Genomic DNA, 14,639 nt, shown 5'->3' with positions numbered 1-14,639 from the left:
GGTGGGAACGACGCTGTTGCCGTGGGGAAGGGAAGTCGGGGAGGCGCGGTGCGGGTCGAGCGGGCCGGGCCGGCTCACTTGAGCCCGCCGGAGCCCAGGCCGCTGCGCCAGAAGCGCTGCAGGCTGAGGAAGGCGACCAGGAGCGGGATGATCGAGACGAACGCCCCCACGAGCACCAGGGTGCGGAGCTCGGGGTACTGGCTCACGTTGGAGTTCCAGGTGTAGAGGCCGAGGGTCACGGGGAAGAGCTCCTGCGACCGCAGCATCACGAGGGGCAGGAAGAAGTTGTTCCAGATCGCGACGAACTGGAAGAGGAACACCGTCACCAGGGCGGGCGACATGAGGCGGATCGCGACGGTGAAGAAGGTGCGGAGCTCGCTGGAGCCGTCGATGCGCGCGGCCTCGATGATCTCGTCGGGCACGCTCGACGCCGCGTAGATCCGGCTCAGGTAGACGCCGAACGGGCTGACGATGCTCGGCAGGAAGACCGCCCAGAAGGTGTCGGTCAGCTGCACCTGGCTGAAGATCAGGAAGAGCGGGAGCGCGAGCGCCGTCGCGGGCACCAGGACGCCGCCGAGGAAGACGTTGAACAGCGCCTCCCGACCGCGGAAGCGGTACTTCGCCAGGGCGTAGCCGCACATGGCCGAGAGGATCGTGCCGAGGCCTCCGGCGACCGTGGCGTACACGATGCTGTTCAGCATCCACCGCGGGAAGATGCCGTCGTTGTAGGTGAAGAGCTGCCCGATGTTGCCGACGAAGTCCTGCAGCGACGTCGCCGAGAACCAGAGCGCCGGCCCGCTATTGAAGTTGTCGAGCGTCTTGGTCGACGAGACGAACAGCCAGAAGATCGGGATGAGGAAGTAGAGCGTGAAGGCGCCCATGATGATCATCGCGGCGGAGCGCGACATGACGCTCTCGCGGGGTCCGCGGCCGCGCTTCGGCGCCGGGGCGCTGGCGTCGTCGAACGACTGGGCGGGACGGGTGGGTGCGTCGACGGTCACTGGTCGGCCTTCCGCTGGGTCAACCGGAGGAAGCCGATCGAGAGGATGAACGTCGCCACGGCGAGGACGACGCTGAACGCGGCGGCGAGGTTGAAGTTGGGCACCGACGACGTCGAGTAGACGAGCATGTTCGGCGTGAAGGTCGACGAGATCGTCGACGTGAACTGGCGGAAGACCAGCGGCTCGGTGAGCAGCTGCAGGGTGCCGATGACCGAGAACACCGCGGTGAGCACGATCGCGGGGATGACGAGCGGGATCTTGATGGCGACCGCGATGCGCCACTGCGAGGCACCGTCGAGGCGCGCGGCCTCGTAGATCTCGGTCGGGATGGCGAGCAGCGACGAGTAGATGATCAGCATGTTGTAGCCGACGAAGACCCAGGTGACGACGTTGGCGATGGCCCACAGCACCGTGCCGCCGTCGAGCAGGCCCACGCTCGAGGTCACCGCGGAGAACGGCGAGAGGCTCGGCGAGTAGAGGTAGCCCCACATGATGGCCGCGATGACGCCGGGGACGGCGTAGGGGGCGAAGAAGGCCAGCCGGAAGAAGCGCTTGCCGCGGAGGAGGGGCGAGTCGAGGAGCAGGGCGAACAGCAGGGCCAGGAACAGCATGACCGGCACCTGGACGACGCCGAAGAGCAGCACCCGGAGGATGGACGACCAGAACTCGCCGTTCTGGAACACCAGCGCGTACTGCGCCAGGCCGCCGAAGACCTGGGTCGGGGCGCCGAAGGTGCCCTCGCGCTCGATCTTCTGGAGCGACTGCCAGACCGCGTAGAGGATGGGCGTGAGGTAGAAGGCCGCGAAGAGCACGCCGAAGGGGAGGACGAAGATCGCGATCGCCTTGCGGTAGCGGAAGCCCCTCCTGCGGCCGGGGGCCTCGGGTCGCGGGGCCTCGTCGGTCGCGCGGCGACCTCGCGAGCGGGCGGAGGTGACGGTCATGATGCCTTCCTGTCCTGGCGGATGATGTGCGAGCCGCCCGCGGCGAGCTCGACGGGCCCCGAGACGTGCTGCTCGGAGACCAGGTCGTAGCCGGAGAACTCGTGGACGACGACGTCGTCGGAGTGGTTGAGGACGAAGACCCACTCGCGCTGGTCGCCGACGCGGCGGACGACCTCGACCCCGGCGCGGCCGGCGACCTCGCTGCGGGGGGCGACCCCGGCCTCGTCGACGGCGCGGGCCACGACGTGGCGGAGCGTGGCGGCGTCGAGCTCGGTGGAGACGTACCAGCCGAGGCCTCGGCCGTGGACGTTCCGCGTCACGGCCGGGCGACCGGCGAGCGTGCCGGAGGCGTAGCCCAGGACGGCCTCGGCGCCGACGAGCTCCACGGGCTCCGACCAGAGCGACCCGGTGGCGCCGACGGGTCCGCCCGAGATCTCGACCCGGCCGCCGACCGGCAGCGGGGAGAACTCGTCGACCCGCACGCCCAGCAGGTCGCGGAACGCCCCGGGGTAGCCGCCGACGCGGACCGCGTCGGTCTCGTCGACGACGCCGCTGAAGAAGGTGACGAGGGCCGAGCCGCCGGCCGCGACGAACTCGTCGACCACGGCCGCGTGCTCGTCGCGGACGAGGTAGAGGCTCGGCACCACGACGAGCGCGTAGCCGTCGAGGGAGGCGCCGGGCGCGACCACGTCGACGGTGACGCCGAGCTCCCAGAGGGCGCCGTAGAGGCGGTGGACCTGCTCGATGTACGAGAAGTCGGCCGTGGGGTGCGCCTCGAGGTCGGCCGCCCACCAGTTCTCCCAGCTGAAGACGAGGGCGACGTCGGCGACGACCCGCGAGCCCCGCAGCTCGCCGAGCCGGCCGGCGAGGGCGCCGAGCTCGACGGAGTCCCGCCAGGTGCGCGACGACGTGCCGGCGTGCGGCAGCAGCGCCGAGTGGAACTTCTCGGTGCCCTTGACGGAGGCGCGCCACTGGAAGAAGCAGATGCCGTCGGCGCCGCGGGCCACGTGGGAGGCGGTGTTCCGGAGCATCTCACCCGGCGCCTTCGTGAGGTTGCGGGGCTGCCAGTTGACGGCTCCCGTCGAGTGCTCCATCAGGATCCACGGCGCACCGCCGGCGAGGCCCCGGGTGGTGTCGGCGGCGAACGAGAGCTCGACCTCGGGGCGCTCGAGGCGGTGGTCGAGGTAGTGGTCGTTGGCGATGACGGCCATGTCGCCCGCCCAGGTCCAGTAGTCCTGGTTCCTGATGTGCGCGGCCACCATGAAGTTGGTCGTGATCGGCACCGCGCTGGCGAGCCGGATGACCTCGGCCTCGGCCCGGTAGTGCTCCAGCAGCGCGTCGGAGCTGAAGCGGTGGAAGTCGATGGTCTGGGCCGGGTTGACGAACGACAGCGTCGACCGCGGGGGCAGCACCTCGGTGAACGACGAGTAGCGCTGGCTCCAGAAGGCCGTGCCCCACGCGGCGTTCAGCGCGTCCACGGTGCCGTGGCGCGCCTCCAGCCAGGCCCGGAAGGCTAGGGCCGACTCGTCGCAGTAGCACAGGGCGTTGTGGCAGCCGAGCTCGTTCGAGACGTGCCAGAGCTTCACGGCCGGGTGCGAACCGTAGCGCTCGGCGGTCGCCCGCACGAGCTCGAGGGCGCGCTCGCGGAAGACCGGCGAGCTGGGGCAGTACGCCTGGCGGCCGCCCGGCCAGCGCGTCGTGCCGTCGGCCGCGACGGGCAGCACCTCGGGGTGGCGCGTGGTGAGCCACGGCGGCGGGGACGAGGTGCCGGTGCCGAGGTTCACGCCGATGCCGGCCTCGTGCAGCAGCTCGATGACCGTGTCGAGGTCGTCGAAGCGGAAGCGCCCGGGCTCGGGCTCGACGTGCGACCAGCCGAAGATGTTGATCGCCACCAGGTTGACGCCGGCCTCGCGCATCAGCGCCACGTCCTCGACCCAGGTCTCGTGCGTCCACTGCTCGGGGTTGTAGTCACAGCCGAAGACGAGGCCGTCGAGCCCGAGGTCGAGCGCGGTGCGCTGCGGGAGGGTCTGGGTCAGCACGGGGGCCTCGGCTTCGTCGTCGGGTTGTCCCCCGCCGACGCCAGGCCGGAGCCCTTCGTCTGTGAAGGTTCACACACAGTGTCTGTGATCGTTCCCACACACCGTCGGCGAAAGCCTCCGAGCATTTTTCTGGGAACGTTCACAGAGTAAAACCCAGACGTCCGGGTTTGTCAACACGGCAGGCGCCGAGGCTCCGCGCCCGGCCGTCCAGGGTCGGCTAAGGTGACTCCCATGCCTGGTCAGCCAGCACCCCGGCGCCGGGCCACGATCCACGACGTCGCCGCCGAGGCGGGCATCTCGCGAGGCACCGTCTCGAGGGTGCTCAACGACGAGCCCTACGTGTCGGCGCAGGCCCGGGAGGCCGTGGAGGCCGCCGTGGCGAAGGTCGGCTACGTCCGCAACGCGGCCGCGCGCAACCTCGTCACGCAGCGGTCGCGGGCCGTCGCGCTGATCGTGCACGAGCCGCACTCGGTGGTGCTCGACGACCCCAACATCGGCAACATCCTGATCGGCACGAACGCGGTGCTCTCGCAGGCCGACCACCAGCTCGTCACGCTGATGATCGACTCCCGCCGCGACAGCGACCGCGTGGTCGAGTACCTCCGGGGCGGCTTCGTCGACGGCGCGATCATCCTGTCGGCCCGCACCGGCGACCCGATCTCGCAGGCGGTCGCCGAGCTGCGCCTCCCCGCCTCGTTCGTCGGCCACCCGCTCGACGCCCCCGACATCCCCTACATCGGCATCGACAACGCCGCGGCGGCCGAGGCGATCGTGCGTCGCCTGCTCGGCACCGGTCGGCGCCGGGTCGGCATGCTCGCCTCCGGCCTCGACCGCGACTCGGGCCAGGACCGCCTCGCGGGCTTCCGGGCCGCCCTCGGCGACCTCTTCGACCCCGACCTCGTCGTCCGCAACCCGTTCTACAGCTACACCGCCGGCGTCGACGGCATGACGGAGCTGCTGCGACGCGACCCCACGGTCGACGGCGTCTTCGCCGCGTCGGACGCCGTCGCGGCAGGGGCCCTCGACGTGCTGCACCGGCGGGGCGTCGACGTGCCGGGGCAGGTCGGCATCGTCGGCTTCGACGACAGCTCGTGGGCGCTGCGCTGCACGCCGGCGCTCTCCACCGTGCGGCAGCCGGCGGAGGACCTCGGCCGCCGAGCCGCCCAGCAGGTGCTCGACCAGCTCGGGGGCACCGACCGCGCCGTGGGCGTCCTGCTGCCGACCGACATCGTGTGGCGCGACAGCGCCTGACCGGGCCCGCAGGGGCCCGGGGCCGGGGGCCGGCGTGCGGCGGCCGCCACTCCACAGCCGCCGCCCCGGTTCGTCAGCTGCGCGCGCGGGGCACGAGCCGCTCGAGCTGCGTGACGTGGCGCGGCTCCAGCTCCTCGAGCGAGTTCACGCCGAGGAGGCGCATCGTGCGCGCGATCTCGACCGAGAGGATCTCGATCGCCCGGTCGACCCCTTCGCGCCCGCCGGCCATGAGGCCGTACAGGTAGGCGCGGCCGATCAGCGTGAAGCGCGCCCCGAGCGCGACCGCCGCGACGATGTCGGCCCCCGACATGATGCCCGTGTCGAGGTGCACCTCGATGTCGGCGCCGACCTCCTTCACGACGTCGGGCAGCAGGTGGAACGGGATCGGTGCGCGGTCGAGCTGCCGTCCGCCGTGGTTGGAGAGGATGAGGGCGTCGACGCCGAGGTCCGTCACGCGCCGCGCGTCCTCGATGGTCTGCACGCCCTTGACCACCAGCTTGCCCGGCCACTGCGACTTGATCCAGGCGAGGTCGTCGTAGGTCACCGTGGGGTCGAACATGGTGTTGAGCAGCTCGGCGACCGTGCCCGACCAGCGGTCGAGCGACGCGAACGCCAGGGGCTCGGTGGTGAGGAAGTCGATCCACCACCACGGGCGGGGCAGCGCGTCGACGATCGTGCGGGGCGTCAGCGACGGCGGGATGGTCATCCCGTTCCGGGAGTCGCGGAGGCGCGCACCGGCGACCGGCACGTCCACCGTCACCAGCAGGGTGTCGAAGCCCGCCGCGGCCGCACGGTCGACGAGGGCCATCGACCGGTCGCGGTCCTTCCACATGTACAGCTGGAACCAGTTCCGGCCGCCGGGTGCCGCCTCCGCGACGTCCTCCACCGACGCCGTGCCCATCGTCGACAGGCTGAACGGGATGCCCGCCGCCGCCGCCGCGGCGGCTCCCGCCTTCTCCCCCTCGGTCTGCATCATGCGGGTGAAGCCGGTCGGGGCGATGCCGAACGGCTGCTCGACCCGCTTCCCGAGCACGTCCCAGCCCGTGTCGACGGTGGCGACGTCGTGCAGGATCGCCGGGTTGAACTGCACGTCCCGGAAGGCCTGGCGGGCACGGCGCAGCGAGATCTCCGCCTCCGCCGAGCCGTCGGTGTAGTCGAAGGCCGCGGTGGGGGTCCGCCGCTTGGCGATCCTCCGCAGGTCCTCGATGGTGAGCGCCTCGCGCAGGCGCTTCGCCTTGAGGTCGAAGGTGGGCTTCTTGAACTGCATCAGCGGCGCGAGGTCGTGGAACTTCGGGATGCGACGGTCGACCATGGGGTTGGTCCTTCCGGGTCGGGGTGGGGAGGTCAGGAGGCGCGGGCGGGGGCCGTGGACGACGACGTCCGCGGTCGGTAGGCCACCGGGGCGTGCGACGCGGCGACGAGGGCGCGCAGCGACTCGAGCGACGACCTGCGGTCGACGAGCCCGGCCGCCCTGGCCTGGACGAGCACGTTGCCGAGGGCGGTCGCCTCGACCGGCCCGGCCAGCACCGTGCAGCCGGTGCGGTCGGCCGTGAGCTGGCAGAGCAGCTCGTTCTGCGAGCCGCCCCCGACGACGTGGACCGTGCGGACGGTGCGGCCCGAGAGCCGCTCGGCGTCGCGGAGGGTCGCCGCGTAGGCGGCCGCGAGGGACTCGAGGATGCTGCGCACCGTCTCGGCGCGGCCACGGGGGGGCTCGACGTCGTGCTCGGTGCACCACGCCTCGATGCGCGCGGGCATGTCGCCCGGCGGGGTGAACCGCTCGTCGGTCGCGTCGAAGACTGAGACCGGCCGCGTCACCGCGCCCGCCTCGCCCAGGAGGGCCGCCAGGTCGCTGCTGCGCTCGGCGGCCGAGGTGCCCGAGCGGCTCCAGGCGCGCATCGACTCGCTGAGCAGCCACAGGCCGGAGACGTTCTTGAGGAACCGCACGCGGCCGTCGACGCCGCCCTCGTTCGTGAACCCCGCCGCCCGGACGTCGTCGCCGAGCAGCGGAGACGGCAGCTCGAGGCCGACGAGGGACCACGTGCCGCTCGACACGTAGGCGGCGTCGTCGCCCGTCATCGGGACGGCGACGACGGCCGACGCGGTGTCGTGCGAACCGACCGCCGTGACCCCGAGCGAGGGCGGAGCGCCGACCGCGGCGGCGACCGACGGCCGCAGCGGGCCGAGCGACGTCCCCGGGTCGACGAGCGGCGCGAACAGGCCGAGGTCGAGGCCGAGCCGCCGGACGAGCTCGGCGTCCCACTCCCCCGTCGCGGGCGACAGCAGGCCGGTCGTCGAGGCGTTGGTGCGCTCGGTGGCCGCCGTGGCGGTGAGCCACCACGAGAAGAGGTCGGGCACGAGCAGGGCGCGGTCGGCGGGCGCGAGGACTCCCGTCGCACGGTCGGCGGCGAGCTGGAAGACGGTGTTGAAGGGCAGGTGCTGGAGGCCCGTCCGCGCGAAGAGCTCCTCCGGCGGCACGACGGCGTGCACGGCCTCGACCCCGGCCGCCGACCGCTCGTCGCGGTAGTGGTACGGCGAGCCGAGGAGGCGTCCGTCGCGCAGCAGCCCGTAGTCCACGGCCCAGGAGTCGACCCCGATCGACGCGACGGCGGGCTCGTCGCGGAGGGCCTGCGTCAGCCCCGCGGTGACCGACCGCCAGAGCCCGAGGGCGTCCCAGTGCAGGCCGACCCGGCCCGCGACTCCCCCGGGCTCCCCCTCGGGCACCGCGACGGGCTCGTTCGCGAAGCGTGCGACGTGCTGCAGGCGCACCCCGTCGCGGTCGACCCGGCCGATGACGACCCGGCCGCTCGTCGCCCCCAGGTCGACCGCGGCGACGGCTCCGCCGGTCGCGGGCACGGTGCTCATCGCCGGGTCACCGGAGGAAGGCGGCGGCGACGCCCGCGTCGACCGGCACGTGCAGCCCGGTGGTGTGCGAGAAGTCGCTCGTGCAGAGGGCGGCGACGGCCGCGGCGACGTTCTCGGGCACGACCTCGCGCTTGAGGATCGTGCGCTGCGCGTAGAACGCCCCGAGGTCCTTCTCGTCGACGCCGTAGGTCGCGGCGCGGTTGGCTCCCCACCCGCTGGCGAAGATGCCCGACCCGCGCACGACGCCGTCGGGGTTGATGCCGTTCACGCGGATGCCGTGCTCGCCGAGCTCCGCCGCGAGCAGCCTGACCTGGTGGGCCTGGTCGGCCTTCGTCGCGCTGTAGGCGATGTTGTTCGGGCCGGCGAAGACCGAGTTCTTCGACGAGATGTAGACGATGTCGCCGCCGAGGCCCTGGTCGACGAGCACGCGCGCCGCGTTCTTCGCGACGAGGAACGAGCCCTTGGCCATCACGTCGTGCTGCAGGTCCCAGTCGGCCTCGGTGGTGTCGAACAGCGACTTCGAGAGGCTCAGCCCGGCGTTGTTCACGACGAGGTCGAGCCCGCCGAACGCGAGCAGCACCTCGCCGATCGCGGCCTTCACCGCCGCCTCGTCGCTGACGTCGGCCGCCACGCCGCGCGCCACGTCCGGGCCGCCGATCTCGGCCGCCGCGGCCTGCGCCTTGGCGAGGTCGAGGTCGGCGACCACGACGCACGCGCCCTCGGCGGCGAGGCGCGTGGCGATGGCCTTGCCGATGCCCGAGGCGGCACCCGTGACGAGGGCGATCCGCGTGGCGAGCCGCTTCGGCGCAGGCCGCCGCTGCAGCTTGGCCTCCTCGAGGGCCCAGTACTCGATCCGGAACTTCTCGGCCTCGTCGATCGGCGCGTAGCTCGAGACGCCCTCGGCGCCGCGCATCACGGCGATCGCGTTCACGTAGAACTCGCCGGCGACGCGCGCCGTCTGGGCGTCGGCCCCGTACGAGAACATGCCGACGCCCGGCACGAGCACGATCAGCGGGTCGGCCCCGCGGATCGCCGGGCTGTCGGGCGTCGCGTGCCGGTCGTAGTACGCCTGGTAGTCGAGGCGGTACTGCTCGTGCAGCTCGCGGAGGCGCGCGATCGACTCCTCGACGGTCGCGTCGGCCGGCAGGTCGAGCACCAGCGGCCGCACCTTCGTGCGGAGGAAGTGGTCGGGGCAGCTCGTGCCGAGCGCCGCGAGCCGCGGGTGCTCGGTGCTCGCGAGGAAGTCGAGCACGACGTCACTGTCGGTGAACGCGCCGACCTGCGGCCGGTCGTGGGAGGCGATGCCACGGATGACGGGCGCGAGGGCCGCGGCCTTCGCGCGGCGTTCCTCGGCGGGCAGGGCCGCGTACCCGGCGAGCGGGGCCCCGAACGGCTCGGGCCGCGAGTGCTCGTCGAGCCAGGCCTGTGCGGTCTCGATGATCCAGCGCGAGGCGGCCTCCGCCTCCTCGCTGGTGTCGCCCCACGCGGTGATGCCGTGCCCGCCCAGGACGGTGCCCCGCGCCTCCGGGTGCTCCGCCTTGATCGCCGCGATGTCGAGGCCGAGCTGCCAGCCCGGCCGGCGCCACGGCACCCAGACGACCGCGCCGCCGAAGATCTCGGCCGTCAGCCGCTCGCCGTCCGCCGCCGTGGCGATCGCGATCCCCGCGTCGGGGTGCAGGTGGTCGACGTGCGCCGCGTCGACGAGGCCGTGCATGGCCGTGTCGATCGACGGCGCGGCCCCGCCCTTGCCGTGCAGGGCGTAGTCGAACGCCGCGACCATCTCGTCCTCGTGCTCGACGCCGCGGTAGACGCCCGCCAGGCCGCGCAGCCGGTCGAGCCGCAGCACCGCGAGGCCGTCCTCCGTGAGGGTGCCGAGGTCTCCCCCGCTGCCCTTGACCCAGAGCAGCTCGACCGGCTCGCCCGTCGCGGGGTCGGTCGCGGCGCCCTTGGCCGAGGTGTTGCCGCCGGCGTAGTTCGTGTTCGCCGGGTCGGCGCCGAGGCGGTTGCTGCGCGCGACGAGGTCGGCGGCGGGGGTGGGCGTGGTGCTGGTCACGAGGTGGGGTCCGTTCGAGGTGAGGAGGGGCGGGTCGAGGAGGCGCGGGAGGCGCAGGTCGGGAGGCGCGCGTCAGGTCCAGCTGAGCTGCGTGCCGCCCACGCGCTCGGCGGCCAGTCGCTCGGGCGTGCCGCTCGTGAGGTACGCCGCCATCGGGTCGCGGGGCAGGCCGCGGCCCTCGCGCCAGTCGGCCAGGGCCGGGCGGACGTCGGTGTAGAAGGCGTCCATCAGCACGGCGTGCGCGCCGAGGACGTCGTGGGAGGCGCGGGCCGCGTCGAGCGCCGGACGGTCGACGAGCAGGGCGCGCGCCGTCATCTCCTGCACGTTCAGCACGCTGCGGATCTGGCCGGGGATCTTGTCCTCGACGTTGTGGCACTGGTCGAGCATGAACTGCACGGGCGAGCCCTCGTCGAGCCCGCCGCCGTCGGCGACCTCGAACAGGATGCGGAACAGCTGGAACGGGTCGGCAGCCCCGACGATCAGGTCGTCGTCGGCGTAGAAGCGCGAGTTGAAGTCGAACGAGCCGAGCTTGCCGAGCCGCAGCAGCTGCATGACGATGAACTCGATGTTCGTGCCCGGGGCGTGGTGGCCGGTGTCGAGGCAGGTCAGCGCACGGTCGCCGAGGGCGGTCACCTGCGCGTAGCTCGTTCCCCAGTCGGGGACGTCGGTGTGGTAGAACGCCGGCTCGAAGAACTTGTACTCGAGCACGAGGCGCTGCTCGTCGCCGAGGCCGGCGTAGATCTCGGCGAGCGACTCGGCGAGGTGGTCCTGGCGCTGGCGGAGCGAGTCCTGCCCGGGGTAGTTGGTGCCGTCCGCGAGCCAGATCTTGAGGTCGCGCGACCCGGTCTCGTGCATGATCTCGAGGCAGCGCAGGTGGTGGTCGACGGCCCTGCGGCGGACGGCCGCGTCGCTGTGGGCCAGGCTGCCGAACTTGTAGGCCTCGTCCTGGAACGTGTTCGAGTTGACGGTGCCGAGCGCGACGCCCTGCTCGGCGGCGAACGAGCGGAGGGCGCCGAAGTCGTCGACCTCGTCCCACGGGATGTGCAGGGCGACGCTCGGGGCCAGGCCCGTCACGCGGTGCACCGTGGCGGCGTCGGCGATCTTCTCCTCGGGCGTGCGGGGCGTGCCCGGCGTGCCGAACACCTTGAACCGGGTGCCGGAGTTGCCGAACGCCCAGCTGGGCAGCTCGATGGCCTGCCGCTCGAGCACGGGGACGATGGACTCGAAGGTGGTCATGAGGTCTCTTCCGTGGTCGTCGTTCCGGTCGTCGTCGTCGACGCCGGGGTCGTGGGGGTGAGGGGGGCGACGCGTGGCCCGGGGCTCGCGTCGGCGGCCGTGGGGCGGCCGCCGCCGGGCAGGCCGAGCTGTCGTTCGAGGTTGAAGACCTGCGTCAGCAGCTCGAGGCCCTCGTCGGGCGGGGTGCCGTCGAGCGAGGTGAAGAACTCGGCCATCGAGGCCTGCCAGCGCGCGTTGACCTCGGTCTCGGCCATCGCTGCCTGGGCGGCGACCAGCGACTCGGCCTCCACGTAGCCGACGAGCAGGCCGTCGGGGGCGGCGAAGAGCGAGTAGCCGTGCCAGCCGCTGTCGTGGAGGGCCTGCAGCATCTCGGGCCAGACCGCGGCGTGGCGCCGGGCGTAGTCGTGGAGTCGGTCGGGGGCGACCTGCAGCCGGAACGCGTAGCGCTCGTGCTCGTCGGCGGTCATCAGGAGATCTCCGGTTCGTCGTTGAATCGTTTCAATGGACTGAGCGTATCCCGGGGGGCACGCGGTGTCGAGCAGGTCAGGGCGTCGAGCGGCCGATGCTCCGGGCAAAGCCGTCGGCGTCGTCGAACGGCGCCGAGACGTGGCGGTGCTCGATGCCGAGGAGGGAGGCGGAGGCGGCGACGTCGCGGGCCACGTGCCCGGTGCAGAGACCCCAGTGGTGGCCGATGCCCGTCCGGGACCACGCGTCGACCCACTCGCCGGGGTCTCCCCCGAAGTCGACACGGGAGGTCGTGTTGCCGATCGACAGGTGCGGCCCGGGCACGACGGCCCCCTCGCTCGTCACGAACGAGAGGCCGCCGTCGCGGTCCTGCCCGAGGCCGAAGGTCGTCACCGGGCCCGGCTGCACGTCGAACTCGACGCTGACGCCGTGCCCGCGCTTGCCGTGGAACACGCCGAGGCCGCGCAGCACGGGCCTCGCCGACGACAGCGCCAGGTGCCCCGGCCCGTCGTGGCCCATCTCGACGACGCCGTCCCCGAAGTGGATCGCCTGGATCTCCGTGAACGAGCCCCCGACGCCGAGCGACTGCGCCGCCAGCATCGCGACCGAGGTCCGGAGCTCGTACTCCCCCACGGCCGGCAGGCCGCGGGCGTTGAGCAACGAGGCGCCGAGGATCATGCCGGCGCCGATCCGCTCGTGCAGCTCGCCGTCGAGCCCGCGGTGGTAGTAGGCCAGCGAGTCGAGGTCGAAGTCGTCGACGAGGCGGTCGAGGGCGACGGAGACGCGCGCTCCCCAGTCGAGGTCGTCCTCGTCGACCGACGGGTGGACGTCGAAGACCCGGCGGGCGAGCGCCGAGCGGTCCCGCACCTGCGCGTCGGTCACGTCGTCGACCCGCACCCGGAGGTCGTCGAGCTCGAGCACCTCGACGTGCGAGCCGAAGTGCGTCGAGACGAGGGTGAGGTCGGTCGACACGTCGAGCATGCCCGGGTACAGGTGCCCCATCAGGCCGTGCCGCGCCTCCCTCAGCCGGGCGCGGACCCCGGCCGCGTGCACCCACCGCTCGATGCGGGCCCAGGCCCGCTCGCTGCGGAGGTGACCGGTCACCGACCGGAACTCGACCCCGGCTCGCCGGAAGACGTTCGCCACCTCGGGCACCGGGCACTGGCCGCAGTACGCGAGCCACAGCCCGGTGTCGAAGGTCGCGTGGTCCATGGCCTCGCTGGGCTGGAGGTCGATGACGAGCACGGGCACGCCTGCCCGCTGCGCGATCGGCAGCACCATCGACGAGGTCAGGTACGTCGTGAGGAAGACCACGACCAGGTCGCAGTCCGCCGTGCGCAGCGTCTCGGCCGCGACGCGCGCCTCCCTCGCGTCCGAGATGAAGCCCGTGTCGACGACCTCAGCGTCGAGCCCGCCGAAGCGGTCGACGACGTAGCGGGTGGACTCCTGCAGCTGGGGCAGCAGGCCGGGGAACTGCGGCCAGTAGGTGCCGAGCCCGCCCGCCACCAGCCCGACGCGGGTACGGCGACGGCGGATCGGGGGCAGCAGGTCGGTGGCCGGTGGGGGCGTGGCGCTCATGGGGGTCGCTCCGTCGCGAGGGATGAGGGCGGGCAGGGGGCGGGCAGGGGCGGCACGGGAGAGCCGCGGGGCGGTGACGGAGGCGGCCGGCCGGGCCGCCGCCTCCGTCACGGACGACGACTAGAAGTCGTAGTCGTCGATGTTGTCGGCGTCGAACTCGGTCGGCGGGCCGACGATGATGATCCCGTCGGCACCGACGGTGCGCTCACCGAGGTCGCCGGCGGTGAACGTGTCGCCCTCGGCGCCCGTGATCGTGCCGTCGACCAGCGCCTGGCCGGCGTAGGCCGCGACCTCGCCCAGCTGCGCCGGGTCCCAGAGGGCGAAGGCCGTCACGGTGCCGTCCTTGACGAACTCGCGCATCTCGTTGGGCAGGCCGAGCCCGGTGAGCGCGACCTTGCCCTTGTACTCCGAGGTCGAGAGGTAGCGGGCGGTGGCCGCGATGCCGACCGTGGTGGGCGAGATGATGCCCTTGAGGTCGGGGTTCGCCTGCAGCAGGCCCTGGGCCTCCTGGAAGGACTTCGCGTCGTCGTCGTCGCCGTAGACGGTGGAGACGATCGAGATGCCCGCGTAGTCCGGGTTCGTCTCGACCTCCTCCTGGATGTACTTGATCCACTCGTTCTGGTTCGTGGCGTTCGCCGTGGCCGACAGGATGGCGATGTCGCCCTCCCCGCCGATCTGCTCGCTCATCTGGCGGATCTGGATGAGGGCGACGTCCTTCGCCTCGACCTGGCTGACGAACACGTCGCGGTAGTCGGGGTTCGTGTCGGAGTCGAACGCGACGATCTTCGCTCCGCCGTCGCGCGCCTCCTTCAGGGCGGGCCCGACCGCGTCGGGGTCGTTCGCGGCGATGACGATGACGTTCGTGCCCTGCTGGGTGAGCGTGTTGAGGAAGGTGACCTGCGACGAGGCGCTCGCCTCGAGCGGGCCGACCACGCTGTAGTCGTAGCCGATGTCCTTCGACGCGGCCTCGCCGCCGCCGAGGACGACGTCGGTGTACGGGTTGTTCAGCTGCTTCGGCACGAAGGCGATCGACGACGAGCCGCCGCCCGAGCCGGAGCCCGAGCCGGCGTCGTCGCCGCCGGCCGTCAGGGCGCAGCCGGAGGCGACGAGCGAGACGGCGGCGACGGCCGCGGCGGCGGCCAGGCCTCGCCGGAGGGCGCGGCCGCGGGGGAAGGTGGGGAACTCCATCGTTCTGTCCTTTGCTGTGGGGTGG

Annotated in this window: 11 protein-coding genes; 1 reads left to right on the top strand and 10 read right to left on the bottom strand. The window is 72.5% G+C overall.

The window, feature by feature from the left end; genetic code table 11:
* Positions 1–74: 74 nt before the first annotated feature.
* From FHR77_RS05120 to FHR77_RS05110, 3 genes are all read right to left on the bottom strand, one after another.
* Complete coding sequence (locus FHR77_RS05120) at positions 75–908, bottom strand: carbohydrate ABC transporter permease (protein ID WP_167259466.1); 834 nt, start codon at positions 906–908, stop codon at positions 75–77.
* Positions 909–997: 89 nt separating this feature from the next.
* Positions 998–1,942, bottom strand: coding sequence for a carbohydrate ABC transporter permease (locus FHR77_RS05115; protein ID WP_243861369.1), 945 nt, complete (start codon positions 1,940–1,942; stop codon positions 998–1,000).
* Positions 1,939–3,981 carry a beta-galactosidase gene (locus FHR77_RS05110; RefSeq protein ID WP_167259087.1) on the bottom strand — a complete coding sequence of 681 codons (2,043 nt, stop codon included), beginning with the start codon at positions 3,979–3,981 and terminating at the stop codon, positions 1,939–1,941. The genes FHR77_RS05115 and FHR77_RS05110 overlap by 4 nt, the downstream gene beginning before the upstream one ends.
* Positions 3,982–4,212: 231 nt before the next feature.
* Between FHR77_RS05110 and FHR77_RS05105 the strand changes: the two genes are divergently transcribed.
* Positions 4,213–5,232, top strand: coding sequence for a LacI family DNA-binding transcriptional regulator (locus FHR77_RS05105; protein ID WP_167259086.1), 1,020 nt, complete (start codon positions 4,213–4,215; stop codon positions 5,230–5,232).
* Between the two features lie 73 nt (positions 5,233–5,305).
* Here FHR77_RS05105 and FHR77_RS05100 read toward each other — a convergent pair whose 3' ends face one another.
* From FHR77_RS05100 to rhaS, 7 genes are all read right to left on the bottom strand, one after another.
* Positions 5,306–6,544, bottom strand: a complete 1,239-nt coding sequence (locus FHR77_RS05100; protein WP_167259085.1) for an alpha-hydroxy acid oxidase — start codon at positions 6,542–6,544, stop codon at positions 5,306–5,308.
* Between the two features lie 32 nt (positions 6,545–6,576).
* Positions 6,577–8,094 carry a rhamnulokinase gene (locus FHR77_RS05095; RefSeq protein ID WP_167259084.1) on the bottom strand — a complete coding sequence of 506 codons (1,518 nt, stop codon included), beginning with the start codon at positions 8,092–8,094 and terminating at the stop codon, positions 6,577–6,579.
* Positions 8,095–8,101: 7 nt separating this feature from the next.
* Positions 8,102–10,147 (bottom strand): bifunctional aldolase/short-chain dehydrogenase, encoded by a 2,046-nt coding sequence (locus FHR77_RS05090; RefSeq protein WP_167259083.1) that lies wholly within the window; start codon positions 10,145–10,147, stop codon positions 8,102–8,104.
* 72 nt (positions 10,148–10,219) lie between these two features.
* Entirely contained in the window at positions 10,220–11,383 is a 1,164-nt protein-coding gene (gene rhaI / locus FHR77_RS05085) for an L-rhamnose isomerase (protein ID WP_167259082.1), read from the bottom strand.
* Positions 11,380–11,850, bottom strand: coding sequence for an L-rhamnose mutarotase (locus FHR77_RS05080; RefSeq protein ID WP_167259081.1), 471 nt, complete (start codon positions 11,848–11,850; stop codon positions 11,380–11,382). Before FHR77_RS05080 ends, rhaI begins: the two co-directional genes overlap by 4 nt.
* A 76-nt stretch (positions 11,851–11,926) precedes the next feature.
* Positions 11,927–13,426 (bottom strand): L-fucose/L-arabinose isomerase family protein, encoded by a 1,500-nt coding sequence (locus FHR77_RS05075; RefSeq protein WP_167259080.1) that lies wholly within the window; start codon positions 13,424–13,426, stop codon positions 11,927–11,929.
* Positions 13,427–13,546: 120 nt separating this feature from the next.
* Positions 13,547–14,614, bottom strand: coding sequence for a rhamnose ABC transporter substrate-binding protein (gene rhaS, locus FHR77_RS05070; RefSeq protein ID WP_167259079.1), 1,068 nt, complete (start codon positions 14,612–14,614; stop codon positions 13,547–13,549).
* Positions 14,615–14,639: the final 25 nt, after the last annotated feature.

The organism is Frigoribacterium endophyticum, assembly GCF_011759585.1.
GTDB lineage: Bacteria > Actinomycetota > Actinomycetes > Actinomycetales > Microbacteriaceae > Frigoribacterium > Frigoribacterium endophyticum.
Note: the sequence above shows the minus strand (reverse complement) of the source record. Positions and strands in the feature narration are given on the sequence as shown.